Annotated in this window: 17 protein-coding genes; 4 read left to right on the plus strand and 13 right to left on the minus strand. The window is 40.3% G+C overall.

The window, feature by feature from the left end:
- Nucleotides 1-230 precede the first annotated feature (230 nt).
- Nucleotides 231-851, plus strand: coding sequence for a hypothetical protein (locus NXS00_RS04335; RefSeq protein ID WP_258097886.1), 621 nt, complete (start codon nt 231-233; stop codon nt 849-851).
- Here NXS00_RS04335 and NXS00_RS04340 read toward each other — a convergent pair.
- Nucleotides 848-2,332: a dihydrolipoyl dehydrogenase family protein gene (locus NXS00_RS04340; protein ID WP_258097887.1), complete on the minus strand. Its 1,485-nt coding sequence runs from the start codon at nt 2,330-2,332 to the stop codon at nt 848-850. The two genes, NXS00_RS04335 and NXS00_RS04340, sit on opposite strands and share 4 nt — an antisense overlap.
- Nucleotides 2,333-2,567: 235 nt before the next feature.
- Here NXS00_RS04340 and NXS00_RS04345 point away from each other — a divergent pair, with 235 nt between their 5' ends.
- Nucleotides 2,568-6,014, plus strand: coding sequence for a pyruvate carboxylase (locus NXS00_RS04345; RefSeq protein ID WP_258097888.1), 3,447 nt, complete (start codon nt 2,568-2,570; stop codon nt 6,012-6,014).
- 91 nt (nt 6,015-6,105) lie between these two features.
- Nucleotides 6,106-7,143 carry a bestrophin family protein gene (locus tag NXS00_RS04350; protein WP_258097889.1) on the plus strand — a complete coding sequence of 346 codons (1,038 nt, stop codon included), beginning with the start codon at nt 6,106-6,108 and terminating at the stop codon, nt 7,141-7,143.
- Between the two features lie 106 nt (nt 7,144-7,249).
- Here the strand turns inward: NXS00_RS04350 and NXS00_RS04355 are convergent, their stop codons facing one another.
- From NXS00_RS04355 to NXS00_RS04400, 10 genes are all read right to left on the minus strand, one after another.
- Entirely contained in the window at nt 7,250-8,008 is a 759-nt protein-coding gene (locus NXS00_RS04355; RefSeq protein ID WP_258097890.1) for an NADase-type glycan-binding domain-containing protein, read from the minus strand.
- A gap of 147 nt (nt 8,009-8,155) precedes the next feature.
- Nucleotides 8,156-8,824, minus strand: coding sequence for a hypothetical protein (locus tag NXS00_RS04360; protein ID WP_258097891.1), 669 nt, complete (start codon nt 8,822-8,824; stop codon nt 8,156-8,158).
- A 26-nt stretch (nt 8,825-8,850) separates the two neighbouring features.
- Nucleotides 8,851-9,117 (minus strand): hypothetical protein, encoded by a 267-nt coding sequence (locus NXS00_RS04365; RefSeq protein WP_258097892.1) that lies wholly within the window; start codon nt 9,115-9,117, stop codon nt 8,851-8,853.
- Nucleotides 9,118-9,384: 267 nt separating this feature from the next.
- Nucleotides 9,385-9,783 (minus strand): hypothetical protein, encoded by a 399-nt coding sequence (locus NXS00_RS04370; protein ID WP_258097893.1) that lies wholly within the window; start codon nt 9,781-9,783, stop codon nt 9,385-9,387.
- 539 nt (nt 9,784-10,322) lie between these two features.
- Nucleotides 10,323-10,823, minus strand: coding sequence for a DUF4348 domain-containing protein (locus NXS00_RS04375; RefSeq protein WP_258097894.1), 501 nt, complete (start codon nt 10,821-10,823; stop codon nt 10,323-10,325).
- Nucleotides 10,824-11,000: 177 nt separating this feature from the next.
- Nucleotides 11,001-11,783 carry an arylamine N-acetyltransferase family protein gene (locus NXS00_RS04380; RefSeq protein ID WP_258097895.1) on the minus strand — a complete coding sequence of 261 codons (783 nt, stop codon included), beginning with the start codon at nt 11,781-11,783 and terminating at the stop codon, nt 11,001-11,003.
- A 338-nt stretch (nt 11,784-12,121) separates the two neighbouring features.
- On the minus strand, nt 12,122-12,592 hold the full coding sequence (locus NXS00_RS04385; RefSeq protein WP_258097896.1) for a DUF3291 domain-containing protein: 471 nt from the start codon (nt 12,590-12,592) through the stop codon (nt 12,122-12,124).
- Nucleotides 12,593-12,728: 136 nt separating this feature from the next.
- Complete coding sequence (locus NXS00_RS04390; protein ID WP_258097897.1) at nt 12,729-13,205, minus strand: VOC family protein; 477 nt, start codon at nt 13,203-13,205, stop codon at nt 12,729-12,731.
- 70 nt (nt 13,206-13,275) lie between these two features.
- Complete coding sequence (locus NXS00_RS04395) at nt 13,276-14,097, minus strand: AraC family transcriptional regulator (protein ID WP_258097898.1); 822 nt, start codon at nt 14,095-14,097, stop codon at nt 13,276-13,278.
- Nucleotides 14,098-14,157: 60 nt separating this feature from the next.
- Nucleotides 14,158-15,345 carry a TlpA family protein disulfide reductase gene (locus tag NXS00_RS04400; protein WP_258097899.1) on the minus strand — a complete coding sequence of 396 codons (1,188 nt, stop codon included), beginning with the start codon at nt 15,343-15,345 and terminating at the stop codon, nt 14,158-14,160.
- Nucleotides 15,346-15,490: 145 nt separating this feature from the next.
- Here NXS00_RS04400 and NXS00_RS04405 point away from each other — a divergent pair, with 145 nt between their 5' ends.
- On the plus strand, nt 15,491-17,410 hold the full coding sequence (locus NXS00_RS04405; protein ID WP_258097900.1) for a S9 family peptidase: 1,920 nt from the start codon (nt 15,491-15,493) through the stop codon (nt 17,408-17,410).
- Between the two features lie 145 nt (nt 17,411-17,555).
- Here NXS00_RS04405 and NXS00_RS04410 read toward each other — a convergent pair whose 3' ends face one another.
- Nucleotides 17,556-18,077: a DUF4199 domain-containing protein gene (locus tag NXS00_RS04410; RefSeq protein ID WP_258097901.1), complete on the minus strand. Its 522-nt coding sequence runs from the start codon at nt 18,075-18,077 to the stop codon at nt 17,556-17,558.
- Between the two features lie 103 nt (nt 18,078-18,180).
- Nucleotides 18,181-18,642, minus strand: a complete 462-nt coding sequence (locus tag NXS00_RS04415) for a response regulator transcription factor (RefSeq protein WP_258097902.1) — start codon at nt 18,640-18,642, stop codon at nt 18,181-18,183.
- Nucleotides 18,643-18,676: the final 34 nt, after the last annotated feature.

The following is an 18,676-nucleotide window of genomic DNA, read 5'->3' on the forward strand; positions in this document are numbered from 1 at the left end:
TTAAAGCTAAAAAATGAAGGTTTTTTCATTTTGGCAGTCAGGTAAAGTCATTTGGCAGTCAGGAGTCATTTTATTTTTTCAAATTAGCCTCAAGTTTTTAAAGAGAAACAACATCCCGTAATCGGGATTCTTGTCTATAGCTGGTTGGAACCCTGAAAAGATAATTTTCAGGGTTTTTTTATTCCCAAAAACGAACTAATTTCATACCTACATCAAACCGCTAAACTAAAATGAAATTATTCACCCCTCTGATGATGATGTTCATCAGTCTTTGGCCATCTGGTCAAATTGAAGGCAACTCAGAAAAGATCAATTCTGATTCCAACCCCAAGTTCCCCATAACATCTGGAAGTGTGACTTACGCTATCTCTGGCGATGGTAGTGGTAGCTCCATTCTATACTTTGATAGAAATGGTTGGCGTACCATCGAGCACAGAGAGTTAATTATGAAACGGTACGGAATCACCAGTAGTGAAAAGGTCATAGAACTGGTGGATGGAGATTATCAATACAAGGCCAATTTAGATGCAGGAACTGGCAAAAAGGGATTTGACAAGAGCTGGAGTGGTTTACTTAGCTATAAATCAAAAGATGAGACCATTGAAGCTATCATGACTACTAAGGGAGGCCAATTAAAAGGAACCGAAGTGGTTATAGATAAAATATGTCATGTATGGATTTTTGAGAAGGGTCCCATTAAAGAAATCTGGGAATGGGAAGGTATTCCTTTAAAAATCAAAAAGGAAATTCCAGGAATACACTATGAACTCACCGCAACGGAAATTAAAGAAAACACCGTCTTTCCAGATGATGAGCTGCTAAAGTTAAACGATATCGTCTGGTCTAATTAGACTTCAATAAGATCGGCATACTTGCCTTTAGCGTAAGTCTTACAAACCATCGCATTACGCAGCACAGCAGGTTTCAGCATGGATTTACCTAAAAGCATACGACCACATTCCTGAATACCTTCAATAATTGAAGGATGCGGGTGAATGAGCTCAGCTAGTTCCTTGATGCCTTTATCCATAGAAATCAATAAAGCTACAGCCTGAATAGCACTAGAAGCATGCTCTCCTACTACACGCATTCCTAATATTTTTTGCTCATCATCATTGGTTACCAGAATCTTAATGAACCCTTGAGTATTTCGCATGGCAATAGCTCGTGGAATGCACGAATAATCGATGCTGACAACTTTATATTCAAGATCCTTAGCCCTGGCCTGTATTTCATTCATTCCAACTCCAGCCACTTCTGGAGACAAGAACATGATGGTGGAAATGTTTTCATAAATCAATGGTCGTTCAGGCTTACCAAAAATGCGCTCTACCGCAAATCGTCCTTCCAATTCTCCTACATTTACCAATGATATATCTGCTGTGATATCACCTACTGCATAGATATTGTCGATGCTGGTCTGCGTATGATCATCTATAATTCCTCTTCCATCCACTTTCAAGTTTAGTGACTCATCGCAGAGATTTTGATAATTAGGCACCCGACCTACAGAGACTAATGCCTTTTCTACTCTAAACACTTCCTTAGAACCATCAGTATATTCCAAGGTATAAACCACCATTCCGCCTTCAATCTTCATTTCGGTAAGACGTGAGTTGCGATGAATCAAGACATTTTTGGCCTCAAGGTTGCGTTCTATGACCTTGACTACATCCTCGTCTTCGAAAGGAAGAATACGATCTCCTTTATCAATTAAATGAACTTTGGTATGTCCAAAATTGGAAAAGATAGTAGCAAACTCACAACCAATAACCCCTGCTCCAACGATCACCATGCTTTTGGGAAACGCCTCCAACTTATCTAAGCCATCACTTGTGAAAATATGCTCTTCATCAATTGGAATCTCAGCCAATTTACGAGGGGTACTACCTGTTGCCAGAATGATGTACTGCCCTTCTATAGTTAATGTCTCATTAAGTCCTTTTACTTCAACCTCATGTTTTCCAGTTACGCGCGCATTACCCTGAATATAATCAAACAATCCATCCTCTATGGATACGTTGATATTATGCATGTGATGCTCCAATTGCTCCACTCGTTCCTGCACTGCCCGTCTAACTTCAGATTGAATCTTGTTATAGCTGAATACAATCCCATCAGTATTGAATGCGTCACCATGTTTTCTCAACATATACGCTTCTCTGCTCAACTCCCACCAGGTTTTACTCCATAGAGCTCCATGATGGATTCCAGCTCCTCCTAATTGTTTCTTTTCAATTAATGCTACTTTCTTCTTGAAATCAACGGCGCGCATAGCGGCAGCATAGCCAGCAGGACCCGCACCTATTACGATAACGTCGTATTTCTTCATGCTGATAGGTGGTGAAATATTCATTAATCTAGCCAATTGTACTAGTCAATGCAAATTCTAACAATCTTTAATGGAATACAACGACCTGAAATTCAGTAAAAACCGATAGAAATATGAAGAAAAAATCACATTCAAAATAAATATTCTGTTGAACAATTTGCTTTGTTGTTTAGTCAATAACTTACGTGTTGCTCATTAATTGATACAGCACAACCTAATTTTTGAAACTCACTTTATGACTCCTACAATTAAAACAATTAACAAACTTCTTGTTGCCAACCGAGGCGAAATTGCGATTCGAGTACTACGCGCTGCATCTGAACTAAAAATCAGAACAGTGGCCATGTACACCTATGAGGACCGCTATTCGCTACATCGTTACAAAGCCGATGAAGCCTATCAAATCGGGAAAGATGACGATCCTCTCAAGCCCTATTTGGATATTGAGGAAATCATCGCGTTGGCAAAAAAAGAAGATGTTGATGCCATACATCCCGGGTACGGTTTCCTCTCGGAGAACGTACATTTTGTAAGACGATGTAAAGAAGAAGGAATCATTTTCGTTGGTCCAGAGCCTGAAGTAATGGATCAGCTAGGTGATAAAGTGAAAGCCAAACAAGTGGCCTTAAAAGCCAATGTGCCACTGATTCAGGATAGCGAGCGCGAACTGACTTCATTTGAAATTGCCAAAGAAGAAGCTAACCGAATTGGGTTCCCAGTTATGGTAAAAGCTGCCGCAGGAGGTGGTGGTCGTGGAATGCGGGTTGTAAGAGAAGCAGATCAGCTGGAAAGCTCCTTTAATGAAGCTAAAAATGAAGCCAAAAAGGCATTCGGAGACGACACTATTTTCATTGAGAAATTCATAGATAGCCCGAAGCACATTGAGGTGCAAATCATGGGTGATAACTACGGCAATTTGGTTCACTTGTATGAACGAGATTGCTCCGTACAGAGACGTTATCAAAAAGTAGTAGAAGTGGCTCCATCCATCGGATTGAAGGAAGAGACCCGTAACAAACTCTATGAATATGCGCTTCGAATTACCAGAGAAGTTAACTACAACAACGTTGGAACAGTAGAGTTTTTGGTAGATGCTGATGAGAACATTTACTTCATCGAAGTGAATCCTCGTGTGCAGGTAGAGCACACGATTACTGAAGAAATTACAGGTATCGATATCGTACGTTCTCAAATAGAGATCGCACGTGGATATCCATTGGATGATAAGCGCATATTCATCAAGAGTCAGGAGGACATTCAAATCAATGGCTATGCGATCCAATGTAGAATCACTACTGAAGATCCAGAGAACAATTTTAAACCTGATTATGGTCGTGTAATCGCTTACCGATCTCCAGGAGGATTTGGCATTCGTCTGGATGCAGGAAACTGCTATGCTGGGGTGACCATCTCCCCTTTCTTCGACTCTATGTTGGTGAAAATTACCGCATCTGGTAGAACGTTGATCGGAGCATCTCAAAGATTGCAACGGGCTCTGTCTGAATTCCGAATCAGAGGTGTAGTTACCAATAAAGGTTTCCTGGAAAACGTATTGAATCACGAAGTGTTCTATCGTGGCAAGGCAACGGTTAAGTTCATAGAAGATCATCCAGAGCTGTTCCAAATGCGTCGTTACATGAACCGAGCGACCAAGTTGCTCAATTACCTGGGAGAAGTAGCGGTCAATGGCAATCCAAGTGTCAAAAGAATTGATCCTGCGGTCAAATTCAGAACACCAAAAATCCCGGATTTTGAGCGCAGAGGCTCTTATCCATCCGGCACCAAACAAATACTGGAAGAAAATGGCCCAGAAGGCCTAGCCAACTGGATCAAAGACCAGAAACAGATTCTGTTCACAGACACTACCTTGAGAGATGCCCATCAGTCGCTTTTAGCAACAAGGATGCGATCTCTGGATATGCTCAATGTGGCAGAGGGTTTTGCCAAAAACAACCCGAATGTATTCTCTCTGGAAATGTGGGGTGGCGCGACGTTTGACGTAAGCATGCGCTTCTTACATGAAAACCCATGGGATCGACTAAACAGCATTCGTGAAGCTGCACCAAACATCCTGTTGCAGATGCTTTTCAGAGGTTCTAATGGCGTCGGTTACAAAGCCTATCCAGATAACTTGATTCAGAAGTTCATCGAGAAGTCTGCTGAAAATGGCATGGACATCTTCAGAATCTTTGACTCACTGAACTGGGTGGAAGCGATGAAAGTCAGCATCAAAACGGTTAGAGAACGCACAAACTCTGTAGCAGAAGCTTGTATTTGCTACACTGGGGATGTGATGCACAAAAACTCCAAATACAACCTGCAGTACTATCTGGACATGGCTAAAGCTTTGGAAGATGAAGGTGCTCACATTTTAGCCATTAAAGACATGGCTGGCTTGTTGAAACCCTATGCAGCCACTGAATTGATTGGAGCGCTAAAGGACCACATCAACATTCCTATTCACCTGCATACGCACGACACGTCATCCATGCAGGCAACTACTTATTTGAAGGCCATTGAAGCTGGAGTGGATATAGTAGATGTTGCCATTGCTTCCATGTCAGGCCTGACTTCTCAGCCGAATTTCAATGCTCTGGCAAATGTATTGGAAGGTCATGAGCGTGATCCCAAAATGAATATCAAGTCCCTGAACGAGTACTCAAACTATTGGGAAGATGTTCGTCAGTATTACTACCCATTCGAAAGTGGACTGAAGGCCGGAACGGCAGAAGTTTATGATCACGAGATTCCAGGTGGGCAATATTCCAACCTGAGACCGCAAGCCGCTGCGCTAGGACTGGAAGATCAGTTTGAGGAAGTAAAGAAAAACTATGCGATCGTCAATGACTTGTTTGGAGATATCGTGAAAGTAACTCCATCCAGTAAAGTAGTTGGGGACATGGCGATCTTCATGACAGCTAATAAACTGACTGTTCAGGATGTATTGGACCGTGGAGAGTCCCTCTCTTTCCCTGATTCGGTTATCAGTCTTTTCAGAGGTGAATTGGGTCAAGCTCCTGGAGGATTCCCGCAAGATGTTTCTAAAGTCATTCTAAAAGGTGAAAAACCATTTACCGATCGACCAAACGCTCATTTGCCAGAAGTTGATTTTGACAAAGAATTCAAAGCTTTCCAGACTGAATTTGATGAATACTGTGACGAACTAGACTTCTTGTCGTATAAGCTCTATCCGAAGGTATTCACAGACTTCTACAACTACTGGAAGAAGTATGGAAATGTGTCTATTCTTCCAACTAAAGCATTCTTCTACGCCATAGAACCTGATGAAGAGGTGTATGTAGAAATTGGTAAAGGGAAACACATCATTGTCAAGCTACAGTACATCTCCAAACCGAATGAGAGTGGAGTTCGCAAGGTCCATTTTGAGTTGAACGGACAAGCTAGAGTTATCGAAATCAAGGATAATAATGTCCAGGTAACCAAGGTACAGCACCAGAAAGCTACCGAACCAAATCATGTAGGCTCGCCATTACAAGGCCGATTAGCCGAAGTGAAAGTAAAAGCTGGAGATCAGGTAAAAGCCAAACAGCCACTTTTTATTATTGAGGCTATGAAAATGGAATCTACCGTCACTTCTACCCATGATGGAATCGTCAAAAGAGTCTATCTACAGGGTGGTGATATGGTAGAGCAGGATGATTTAGTGGTGGAATTGGAATAAACTTAATGGCCCCATCTTATAGAGATGGGGCATTGCTTATTACTTGTTGTTTTGAATATAAAGTTTGTAGTTTTAGAGAAACTATAAACTAATGATCACTACCAAAAGCTACTCAATACGCAGAGTCATGCAGTTCTCAGGACACCATTTTAGTTGGTTGGTGCCCTGGATGTTCGTACCTGTTTTGCTTCATGAGTACGCTAATTTTCAGTGGTTTTATATTCCGTGGTTGCCCATTTCACTGATTGGTACGGCAGTAGCCTTTTATGTGGGTTTTAAAAACAACAGCTCCTATGATCGTATGTGGGAGTCTCGAAAAATTTGGGGAGCCATCATCAACACCAGTCGATCCTGGGGAATGTACATCAAGTCTTTTGTGACCAATCAATTCACGGATCAAAAGCTAAGCGATCATGATCTTAAACAAATCCAAAAAAAGCTGATTTATCGTCATATTGGTTGGCTGTATGCACTGAGGAGCCAACTTTTGGTTCCAACCGAATGGGAACACATTTCGCAAAAAGGCATGGTTGGTACGTATGCGGCATTCTATCGTAAGCGCTTTGGCGTTGGGCTAATAGATGATGATGTCACCAAAAATGAACTCAAGGAGTATCTTCCGTCGGATGAATACGAGAGACTGATCAACTATAAAAACACAGCTACCCAAATCATTGATCAGCAAGCTCAGGATCTCAAACAGCTAAGAGAACAAGACTTAATCGAAGACTTTCGCCACATGGAGCTGCAGCGCATCTTGATGGAGTTTTATGATCATCAGGGCAAATGTGAGCGAATCAAGAAGTTTCCAATGCCCCGTCAGTATGCCAACATGAGCTTTATCTTCATTGCGATATTTATCTTCTTACTGCCATTTGGCATGGTCTCAGAGTTTTCCAAACTTGGTCAATGGGGTATCTGGATGTCTATTCCTTTCAACGTGATCGTGGGCTGGATCTTCGTGATGATGGAAATAGTGGGGGATTATTCGGAAAATCCTTTTGAAGGCCTTCAGAACGACATTCCAATGCTCTCTATCTGCCGAACCATTGAGATCGACCTAAAGGAAATGCTTGGCGAAGAGAACATCCCTCCTGCTATTCAGTCCAAGAATGGAATATTGATGTAGGGTTAGAAGAGGTATTTGACTATTGGCGATAGATAAGTGGCGTGATTAAATCAATTTTAGAGAACATCCATGATTAATCTTTCACAAATTCATTAACAACTTTATGTTAGTGAACGTCCATTCCATCAAAATATATTTCAGTTATTGCTGTATCATCCCATTTTAAACCTGGATAAACTTCTGTAATTTCAAACTTCAAGGTAAAGCCTGGTTTCTGTTTTAGTATTGTGAAGTTTTCTCGATCTGAATAACCGATCGCTTCCACTTTAAAATGTTGTTCAGCCTTCGAGTCCTCAAGCTCAAGATCAGCATATGGCTTATCGTCGAGATACATTTTCAGTCTTTTGACTCTAGAATTATTCTTCCAAGCATTATCACTCTTTACGTACCCATTCACAATAATTATTTTCGTGATTCGTGGGTTTTCTGGTTTCACATGGTACTCGATATATTCACCTATTCCATATCCTGAAACACCTTCTACCCAAGCAGTTTCATAACTCAAATCGTGAGCATTTTCAGCACCGTAGGTATTAGAACCTTGAGAAGTGAGTTCAGAAGAAGCCGTTTGTGTGTCTTGTCCACCTCCACAATACCAACTACACCCACCACCAACAATATCCCACATGTTCTCGTAAATTTCACCATGCTCTTCAATGATGGACTGTTCTTCCTTAGTTAGATCATCCCAATTTTTATTTCCCTGACCAAGGTCATTAAGCAAATTATCCCTTAAAACCCATTCTTGCTGAACTTTAGCATTAAATTCCATAACTTTTCCAAGTGTTGGTTTAAGGGTTGGCACTTCTTGAGCACTAATTGGGCTCAGACAGAAAAGAACACAAATTGATATTAGAATCTTCATAGGCGCAGAACATTTAATCAGCTCTTGAAATGAAAAGTAAATAAATCTGTTTCGTTGGACAAATAGGCACTTTAAAATATACAAATGGCCGATTGAATTTAGGATACTTTTGAGCTAAGTATAATACGTCGAGAATTATACATATATCTAATTGATTTTCTGAAGTTTAAGATTCGAATTACCGAAATCAAGGACTTCTGTAGTTCCACCAAAAACAGACTTTCCATGAAGCTCGAGAAAACCATCAGAGTCAATATCTGTAACTTGTTGCAAATCCCATTGCTTATTGAAAAGGATCCTTCTTTCCAACGGATCAATAATCGTTACTAGACCTGGTTCACTCGCATACACCCAACCAAACAATACGATTAACTTAGAATTTGGTGTGGCATTAAGAAGAAGGATGTTTTGAGACTCCAATTGGTTTTTAGCGACAATTTCCTCAGAGATTGAATAATTATCATTGAATGTCACCCACCCACCGTAATTGGAAAACTCATATGGCTCTTCACCAGACAGTTCAACTCTAATTTTCTGAAAGTTCCCCGGATCTCCCCAATTCTCAATGATGAATAAGGTGATTTTATCATCTTTTCCATCCTCGTTTAGATCTACAATTTGGGTTTCTACTTCCTTAAATGGATACTCTTGTTGATTATGACTTTCGACAATGAATAATTCATCCACCAGTTCAGGATCAACAACATAGATAGACTTCTTATTAGAAGTTGCTGCACCAGATATTTGTTCGTTCTTAGTACCAGTACTACAAGAAAGGAGAAAGACTGATACAAATACTGAAAGGTAATGTTTCATGAAGAAATGAAATTTGTTTTTGTTTATTACAAGTTAACGATTGGCAAAGCGAAAACATTGGCCTTAATGACAATTAGAGCTAATGACAGCAGGGATGTTACAATGATTTGTTTTCTTGTAGTGTTGAAGAAGTATAGATGTCTGTAATATGATCCTGCGTTCAATACTCTAATAAATAGCGCAGCATAATCATACCCCATTACCTTCACATCTGGAATTCCTCCGTATCCTACTGCATATCCTCCCTTTAAAAGAATTAGAATAGCTAACCAAATCCCAAATTCAGATACCACAAGCTTTTGTCTTACATTTTCATTCCTAGATAAAAGACATATTCCTAAAAAAGTAATTGAAATAACTAAAAATGATATTCTGTAAGGTGTTAGAAATGTTTCAGGAAATATTATACACCCCGAACGTTGTGTTAAATCAAGTTGAAATAGAAATCCGATGATTGTCCAACCAATAGCTAAAAGTATTAGAATCGTTCTTTTATACATTCTAAAATAACCACTAAAGAGAACGATGAAGCAGATTCATACTAGTGAGTGCTCTAAATACTATCTAGAAACTTCGAAAATCTCTCCTGATTCAAACATTTCCTTCAATTTAGTTTTAGAAATAGCATATTGATATTCAGCGTAATTCTCAGGTTTGTTGATTTTGTAAATCCCCGTAATTTTATCAACCACGTAGTTATTAGGTATTACAAAAACACTGTCTTTAGATGTATTTGCTACTTTTAATGTGCTATACTCCCCACGATCTATTTTATACTCATAGATGTCTCCTACCGAAGGAGAGTTGATGCGATTCAAATTATCTTGATTGTTCTGACTGATGCTGAAGTAACTTTTAATAATTAGAATAGCAATCAACACTAAACCTGCAAACTGCCATATTGGTCCTTTTGCAACTTCCGTTAAATGAATATATTCCTGTTTTACTTCACCAAACATGGCGTCAGATTTGACTACTCTCTGGCAATGGTTGCACTCAGTTACCCCAAACCTACCAATTGGGAACATGGGGATCCAAAAAATGTGAAAATGCTTACGAAAAGCTGAAAGTGTCAAACTGCCTTTCGTTTTACAGTGTGGGCATTCCGTATTGGCTAGATGTACGCTTTTAATATGTGCCGCTCTTGTTCCAAAAACTATCACTTTAGTAATTTTAAGTTATTAATTAATCATTGTTGGCTAGTAGCCAATTTAGGAAAGTCACTCAACCAGAATGTTGATTTCGAATTTTACTCCAATGCATCATCAACCTGATGGCATCTAACTCTCCCGGAGCAAACTAGTGAAATTTGTTGTTTCCGACAAGAGAAAATTACTACCTGTTTGCAGGCAAGTTCAAAAGATGAAAAAATACTGCGAGATGCGACAAGCAGAAAGCACTACAGAATCTAAGTGGCAGATAAGCGGGATATTTAGCAGGTACTTTTCAGATGGCTAGGTAAGGCCTTGCGCTGTATCGTTTTTTGGGCTCTCGTTTTTCAAGTTGAAGCGTTAAAAATGTCTGTTAGATACCAACGTCCGTTTCGGAGCTCGAAGTTGTAGTCAATTCGGATTCCGTTATCAATACCCCTTAACTTGATTGTTGCTGATGAGTCAGACAATTCTGTTTGTTGGGAGTATGCGTCAATGTTACGAGTTTCAATGTTTGCGGTGTCGAGCAAATACTCATGATCCCAGTCATCTTTGGCGATTGTGATATTCTCTTCGTTATCTTCTATATCAAGAAGTTTAACGTTCAGAGGAAAATCTACTCTCGTTAGCTGGAATTCTTTGTTCGTACTGAATTCCACCAAAAATGAGTTGAAATTACTATCGGCTAGTTGAGGTTCAGATGTTGGAATAGCATCCAGGTAAAGTTCCGTTTGTTCGTTCGAATGTTCATTAGTTGGCCCAGAAAAAGTGGAAGATTCGTTTTCTCGATTCTGAGTTGAACAGTTCAGAAGGAATAACACACTAAAAAGTAAGAGAATCTGCTTCATTTTGCGGTTTAGAGCCTAACAATTGTCATTATGCAACCTGATACACATAACCTATATCAGCTACACTATATCCGTATTTGAAAACGGATAAAACAGTCTACTGATATTCATTCCTCCAAAATAACGGAATATCATAGAATTCACAAGATCAGCGCCTTCACCAAGGTCAAGAAAACTCTACACCATCACTCGCTCTTTCGTATGCATCACATCAATGGCAAATTCGTCTCGTAAGATTTCCAGCATCTGTTCTTCACTTTCTATCTTCAGTTGCTCCGTTTGATTGTTGGATTTGACCTTGAGGGTATTGTTGAGAATGGTCTTGCGCCCTGTCTCAGTTGGGATCGTACAAATGATGTTCTTTACAAAATGAGACTCAGGAGAGGTTTGCTTGATCAGACACTGCTCCACAAATTCTGATACTTCTCTGGGCACCAGGTCAAAGGAATATTTATTTCGAAAGCGTTCTGAGTTTTTGAGTGCTTCTACCAGTAAAAAACGTCCATCTGGCTGCTGTTCTACTCGATAATCTTTGAATTGATCAAGCTGAACCTCAGTGCTTCGAAGCTTTAAAGGCTCTATAAACAAGTCACCATAACCGACATCAAGCAACCACTCTTCCTCCTCTAGTCGAACAATCAGGGCCATATGATCAAACTCAGGACCAAACTCACCTCGTTCGAAGATTCTGGCAGAGACCATCGTGACATCAAATCCTACGGTTCTTAAAAAATGAGCAAACAAGTAATTAAGCTCATAACACAAGCCTCCTCTATTGTTGACAATGACTTTATCGAAGATATCCTCCAAATCAACTCTAATTGGTCTCTTCCATTGCACATCCAGTGCTTCAAACGGAATGGCCATCACGTGGCATCGGTGGAGTTCTTTAAGGGATTCTAAGGTTACAGATACATGACCTGCATAATTGATGCGTTGTAAGTATACGTTTATATCCAATAGTTCTTTTTGGTTTTGCTGGTTCTTAGTAAATCATCATTGAGGAGTAACGCTGCCGTGCTACAGTGTTATCAGATGATCGATGGGTGTGCTGTGGGTATGAGGCAGTTAAAAAAATCTGTACTCCAGCATTCGATCATATGAGTACTTAAACTGGAACTCTGCTCATCTTGTTCCCAATTTGATTAACATTTTGGATCTTTTTCTATTGATGAGCCAATAGCGCGTGTAGTACCTAAAGATAGGAGTTGCATTAATTCAATGAGTTTTATAGTGTTGAGTTTTTTATCAGACACACTTCACCCAGAATCGGTTGGGATGAAGAGTTCATTTCAAAATCACTTACCTAAGCGATTTCCAGACTCATCGTAAAGCTCCGACATGCTAAAAGCTTCCGCTGTAGAACCTTTTTCATTGAGTAAATCCAGTTTGGCCTTAGCCTCCTCCACAGTTGGTACATATCCCGGGTCCACATACCACATTACTGCTTTTTGGCCAGCAATTTCATCCGACCACTTTTTTCGGCTTTTGAGAAAGTAGCTATGCACCGTTTTGTAGGTAAACTCCTTCAAGGATTCGAAATCCTCCCAAACAGACATGTTCACAAAGACCAATTTATCCTCATAGGGCGTTTCGATATCGGTAGCGCTTGCACCACCTTCATCTTTTAGTCTCCAGACAAAGCCTGGACTTTCTTCAGCCAGCAAATTGACTGGAGCTAAGAAGTCTCGAAATTCTTTAATGATAGGCGAGTCAAGTTCATCCTTGAGTTTGATGATGTTGAACTGAGCAAGGTGTTTAGTCGGCATGAATAATTGCTTGAGTTGATGATCAATGAATCTTCACACGCAATTAAGGAAATGATGGTTGCATTTGACGGAATGAAAAATCAACTGACCAGTAAAAGTCAACTAAGTCTTATCACTCTACATGTGAATTGGTCGATCAATTCAATGAGTGAAGACCAATTTTATTTCCTTCTGAGTCCAGAATCAAAGCAAAGAAACCGCTCTCATCGGCATGAGATGTTTTCGGAACCAAAATCTTCCCACCATTGCTTTCTACCTGATCCAATACAGGTTGCAAATTGTCGCCAGCATGGAAATAGATCGTTATCCCATCGGCGGAAGGCTTATATCCCTCACCCTGCATTATCACTCCCGTAACCAGCTGATCTGCATACGGGAACAACCCCATAGCCATGCCGGGAAACTCCATTCGTTCTATGTCGATGTTTAACAATTCCTGATAGAAGGTTACTGCACGATCAAGATCGGTTGCAGGTATTTCGAAGATGGCTACAAAGCTTTTCATGGGGGTATTGGTTATTTCATTGGAAGAATTCGAGGATTGTGCGCTTGCATCATATGAGTAGGTCCCTAAAATGAGTAGGATCAACAGTAGAAAAGTGAGTTTGTACATGATAATGGTAGTTCAGTCTTCTGCATAGTTACGACAGTTCGCATACCATTAATTGTAAAAGTGCGACAACCTACTCTTTGGAGTTGATTAATGAAGACAGCATCATTTGATCATTCGTCAAGTACTCCTTCGGGTTAATTCCTGTAAAGTCTTTGAAGTCCTTGATAAAGTGTGCCTGATCGTAATAATTGCTCTCGTAGGCGATCTGTGTCAGCTTCTCTCCTTTTTTATGAAGCATTAGTTGCAGCGCTGCCTGCAAACGAATAATCCTACCTAGATGTTTGGGGCTAATCCCTACTTCTTTGGCAAACTTACGTTCCAGGCTGCGTCGTTGAGATGGGTTTTCCTGAAGCAACTCATTGATAGACACATTGCCTCCGGCTTTAGAAATAGCGTCTACGGTTCGTGAAACAATGTTTTCGATGACCGTGGTTTCATGGAGTTTGTTCAGCAAAAAGGATTCCGCTGCCTCTATTCTGGCTTCAGTGGTAGCAGCTTTGATAATTTGATCCACTAGCTGCTTGACGTCTTTTGGATCAAACAAATCTTCCAGCGGTGTTTCTTTATCTGCCAGATCTGAGATGGGTTTGGAAATGAAATTGGCAAACCCAAAAGGATAAAAGCGAACTGCAAAAGTATTGACATACCCGACCGGCTGAATAAAATAAGGTTTGGTGATCTGACCAATCACCATGGCTCTTGGTTGGATGATGAATTCTTCCTCTGAAGTATATCGCCGCACATCATCACCAAGAATAAAGCACATCTCTATACATCCGTCCGGAACAATTCGCTGCTTTGGTGCTTCTAAATCAGCAGGCACCTCCAAAATCCAATGACATTTGACTACAGCATTCAGATTTGGGTGCGGCTCAAAAGTATCGTAGTGCATAGCTGGTTATTAAGAGAGTCTAAAATACAGATTATCAACTAATTAAATCCAATTCACAAACTAGTATTCTTGACCCAACTGTCCCTTCACAAAAGCGATTAACTCCTCACCATGAAGATTTTTAGCAATGACCGTACCTTGAGCATCGAGAATAAAGTTTGCGGGGATGGTTTGAACGCGCAGCTTTCTTAAAAATTCCGAATCATCCCCTTGAAGCTCTGAGGCATGGTACCATCGGTCAGCTCCATCAGTTGCAATTGCTGCAATCCAGGCATTGCGATCGCTTTCCAATCCATAGCCTACTATCTGGAATCCATTTTCATGATACTGATCCCACAAAGGAGTCAACACCTTGCGATTTTCTTTTCGACATGGAGCGCACCACGATGCCCATAAATCGACAATGGTCAATTGCTCTCCCATGATGTCATAGATGGATAAGGTATCCCGATCAACCATGGGTAAACGCTCTTTTGGAAACTGATCACCTATTAAAACCGGCAGGGATTCGGGAGATGCCATCTGACAAAGCGATGTTACCCAATTATGATCCTCTTCTTTCCATTTGCTACATTGATTAACCAAAAACTCAGGGACGCGCTCATAAACACCCTCAGGACTCACCCAGCGCAATGCCACCATCGCAGGGAGAAAGTACTCCGTTTGCTGAGCGAATTGTATTAACTCTTGTTGAAATTCCAGATTTGCTTGCTCCATGTCCAGCAATTCCGTTCCGTCATCAAGATCCCATTCTTGCCCAGCAATATTCGTTTGAAAAGCCTCTTGATGAATATCTCTTAGTTTGATTAATGACTCATTCACCTCTGAAGGATCTTGAATAGCATAAGACTTCTGGAACCCACTAATTGTTGCTGAAATTTTGATACGTTCACCTATTGTCCAAACAATTGGCATGTAGTTCGATTTTGAGGGGTCTTCTATTTCTAAAAAGGTTGCTGGTTTACCGTTGGGTTGCAGTACGATTTCAAGTAATGCTGAAGATACAGTTTCAGGAATATTATTGAACTGAAAAGATCCATCAGTTTGCACCACAACGGAATCAATCACCTCTCCAAAATAGGATGCTCCTACTTCCTGAAGCGATTGGGGCTTGATAACGTAAACTATATATTCATTCCCATCCACTCCGTCCAAATGGCCTGAAATACCTGATGGCGATTCACAGGAGAAAAAGATAAAAACGGGAATCAGTACTAGAAATAATTGCTGAATGGATGAAATCTTCATAAGGTGAAAGTTAGTAGAAATCGAACGAAACATTATTCGATTTTCATACTTCAAACGCAATAACTAGAAACCTTAAACCTATTCGTTTGCAATGCAACGGAATCCTTCGTAGTTTCTAAGTCTATTTCAATCTAATCCTAACAGTATGAAACAAATCATCCCCATTTTTTTAATGATTGGCATTCTCGGCTGCCAACAGCAACCAGAAAAAACACTCCCCTCCAAGCAATACAGTATTGAGCAGTTTTATGAAAACATCAATATTGGTGGAGGCAGCTTCTCCCCTGACGAATCGAAATTATTGGTCAACAGTAATGAGACAGGCATTTACAATGTCTTCGAAATTGACATAGCTACTGGTGAGAAAACACAATTGACCTTTTCCACTAAGGACTCTTATTTTGGCCAAGGCTATTTCCCGAATGACGAGCGTTTCATTTTCTCCTATGACGATGGGGGCAATGAAAACTATAAGGTAGAATTGATGACCACTGAAGGACAATCAAAGGATTTAACACCCGGAGATAGCGTTCGCAATGGTTTCTACGGATGGTCCAGAGATCAGGAGGCAATGTACATGGCTTCCAACAAACGTGATCCTCGCTTCATGGATGTGTATAAGATGACCATTTCATCGATGGATGAAGAAATGCCGATAAAGGAAATGATCTATCAGAACAATGATGGTATGGATGTAGGCGCTATTTCATCTAATGAGCAGTACTATGCATTGACTCAAGCGCTTACTAGTGCAGATGGCAAGATGTACCTCTACAACAGTGAAACAGGTGAGAAAACAGATATTTCCGAGCATGAAGGAGATGCTACATATTCTCCACAGTTCTTTAGTTTGGATAATCAATTTCTATACTATCTGACAGATGAAGGTTCTGACTTTGTGTACCTGGCCAAAAGAGATCTTGAGTCTGGAGAAGTGACTAAAGAATACGAAACAGATTGGGATGTGTGGTATGCGTACGACTCGTGGAATGAAAAATATCGCGTAATTGGTATCAATCAGGATGCGCAAACTGTGGTCAAAATCTTTGATCAGGCCAGTGGAAATGAAGTAGCATTACCGGCGTTAGAAGGTGGAAGTATTGCATCAGTGAATATTTCTAAAAGTGAAACTAAAGCTCGATTGATTGTGAGTACTTCTGCTTCTCCAAGCAATATTTATATCTACAACTTCGAAACGAAGGAACTGAAGCAATTAACCAACACGCTCAATGAAGCCATCAGCAAAGAGGATCTAGTGGAAGGTCAGGTAGTTCGCTACCAATCGTTTGATGGTTTGGAAATACCAGCTGTCTACTATCAACCACACCAAGCATCTGCTGCCAACAAAGTCCCTGCTTTGGTTTGGGTTCATGGTGGACCTGGCGGACAGTCCAGACTCAACTACTTTGCATTAATACAATACCTGGTTAATCATGGCTATGCGATCCTTGCCGTGAACAATCGTGGAAGTGGTGGATATGGAAAAGAATTCAATCACCTGGATGATCAAAACCATGGAGACAAAGATTTGAAGGATTGTGTGGCAGGAAAAGATTTCCTGGCGTCTACAGGAGTTATTGACATGGAGAAAGTTGGGATCATTGGTGGATCTTATGGTGGATATATGACCATGGCAGCTTTGACTTTTGAGCCGGAGGCTTTTGAAGTGGGTGTCAACATATTTGGTGTGACCAACTGGCTACGCACCTTGAAATCTATTCCTCCTTACTGGGAAAGCTTCCGAAAAGCATTGTATGACGAAATGGGTGATCCAACTACAGCTGATTCTGTAAGACTATATGAGATCTCTCCTCTATTCCATACGGAGAACGTCACCAAGCCACTCATGGTACTTCAAGGTGCCAATGATGTGCGTGTGCTTCAGGTAGAATCTGATGAGATTGTAGAAGGAGTTAAATCCAACGGAGTTCCTGTAGAATATGTGGTCTTTGATGATGAAGGCCATGGATTCCGCAAAAAAGAAAACGAGATCAAAGGGTATGGCCAGATCAAGGAGTTTTTGGATCAGTATTTAAAAGGTGAAACTGAAATGCCTACCGAGTAAGTACCCTTTTAATTTCTTTGGTTAAGAGTTAAACTCGAAAAATGATTGGTCATCCTGAACTTGTTTCAGGATCTCCAATCATTTTTTAGCCAGATTAAAGATTCTGAAATAAATTCAGAATGACTCTTTTATGGATTTAATGAGTTTAACTCTTAACTTTTTTCTTTAGAATCAACGAGCCGATCAGCGCGACTACTAATCCAACCGGTAGCACTTCACTGTAAGTAATCAGTACCACAAAAGCTGGGTTTTGATACATCTTAGCCAGCTGAGTGATTTGTTCTCTTTTAGCTTCTATTTCATCAGGAGTAGATCCATTACTCACGCATTGATTCATCACACAAGTACTGTATTGATCTATAAAATCCGGTACGAATAGGTAGTAGACAAACAGCCAAACGATCACATAGAAAGTTGAGCCCAGTAATGCAATGAGAGCTCCTGTTTTGAAGGCTTTCCCAAAAGAAATGTATCCCTCCAATTCTTTGTTTCGATAGTTACGAATGCCAAAAAAAGTAAGTGAAAAGACAATGACCATTGCTGCATAGCCAAGAAGATCATTAGTTTGTAGATTCTCTTTGGTATACATCAGGTAAATCATATAAATCATGTTACCTGACAGCAGTACTGCGAGAATAGATCCAAAAATGAAGATGTTCTTTTTCATAGCGTTTTGTTTTTGGCAAACGTATTCTACAGCATAATTCTGGAGTTCATACTAAAGTACCAAAAGCCTAAAATAGCTTAAAACCCTACTTTAGTACTACGGCTTAGGGAAGGATTTTCAAGCGTCGGGCTTTCTCAATGGCCTGCGTTCTGCTTTTCACATGCATCTTTACCAACAAGTTGGACACATGCGTCTTGATGGTGCTGATGGATAAACACAGGCGATCCGCTATCTCCGCATTACTCGCACCTTTAACAAGTAGTTCAAGCACCTCATACTCTCTATTCGTCAGCTCTAATTGAGCGAGGGCCTGTTCATCCTGCACAAATTCAGTTGTAAAAACTTCTTTCTCTACCACAATTGTCTTCACCTTGCCTTTTGCCAATTGCATGGCAATCCAAACACCAAGCGCTGTAAAAAGTAAGGCAATGAGACCAGTATAGATTTCAGTTGAGTGATCTTCAATCAGGTATTTCCACTGAATCCACTTTAAGGCAAAGATCAGAAGCGCCATGAGTAAGGCATAGAGAGCGGTATGTTTTAGCTGTTTGATCTGAGCAGTCATATTTTCAGCTAAAATAATGGGAGTCGCTTATAAA

Origin of the sequence: Marinoscillum pacificum, from assembly GCF_024714495.1 — a bacterium.
Classification (GTDB): domain Bacteria; phylum Bacteroidota; class Bacteroidia; order Cytophagales; family Cyclobacteriaceae; genus Marinoscillum; species Marinoscillum pacificum.

Excerpts from the sequence above, each read along its gene's own strand:
- NXS00_RS04410 (WP_258097901.1), bottom strand. The coding sequence starts at position 18,077 with ATGAAAAAGAACATCTTCATTTTTGGATCTATTCTCGCAGTACTGCTG.
- NXS00_RS04375 (WP_258097894.1), bottom strand. The coding sequence starts at position 10,823 with ATGAAGCAGATTCTCTTACTTTTTAGTGTGTTATTCCTTCTGAACTGT.
- NXS00_RS04335 (WP_258097886.1), top strand. The coding sequence starts at position 231 with ATGAAATTATTCACCCCTCTGATGATGATGTTCATCAGTCTTTGGCCA.
- NXS00_RS04345 (WP_258097888.1), top strand. The coding sequence starts at position 2,568 with ATGACTCCTACAATTAAAACAATTAACAAACTTCTTGTTGCCAACCGA.
- NXS00_RS04350 (WP_258097889.1), top strand. The coding sequence starts at position 6,106 with ATGATCACTACCAAAAGCTACTCAATACGCAGAGTCATGCAGTTCTCA.
- NXS00_RS04370 (WP_258097893.1), bottom strand. The coding sequence starts at position 9,783 with ATGTTTGGTGAAGTAAAACAGGAATATATTCATTTAACGGAAGTTGCA.
- NXS00_RS04355 (WP_258097890.1), bottom strand. The coding sequence starts at position 8,008 with ATGAAGATTCTAATATCAATTTGTGTTCTTTTCTGTCTGAGCCCAATT.
- NXS00_RS04385 (WP_258097896.1), bottom strand. The coding sequence starts at position 12,592 with ATGCCGACTAAACACCTTGCTCAGTTCAACATCATCAAACTCAAGGAT.
- NXS00_RS04415 (WP_258097902.1), bottom strand. The coding sequence starts at position 18,642 with ATGACTGCTCAGATCAAACAGCTAAAACATACCGCTCTCTATGCCTTA.
- NXS00_RS04405 (WP_258097900.1), top strand. The coding sequence starts at position 15,491 with ATGAAACAAATCATCCCCATTTTTTTAATGATTGGCATTCTCGGCTGC.
- NXS00_RS04390 (WP_258097897.1), bottom strand. The coding sequence starts at position 13,205 with ATGTACAAACTCACTTTTCTACTGTTGATCCTACTCATTTTAGGGACC.
- NXS00_RS04360 (WP_258097891.1), bottom strand. The coding sequence starts at position 8,824 with ATGAAACATTACCTTTCAGTATTTGTATCAGTCTTTCTCCTTTCTTGT.
- NXS00_RS04395 (WP_258097898.1), bottom strand. The coding sequence starts at position 14,097 with ATGCACTACGATACTTTTGAGCCGCACCCAAATCTGAATGCTGTAGTC.
- NXS00_RS04400 (WP_258097899.1), bottom strand. The coding sequence starts at position 15,345 with ATGAAGATTTCATCCATTCAGCAATTATTTCTAGTACTGATTCCCGTT.
- NXS00_RS04340 (WP_258097887.1), bottom strand. The coding sequence starts at position 2,332 with ATGAAGAAATACGACGTTATCGTAATAGGTGCGGGTCCTGCTGGCTAT.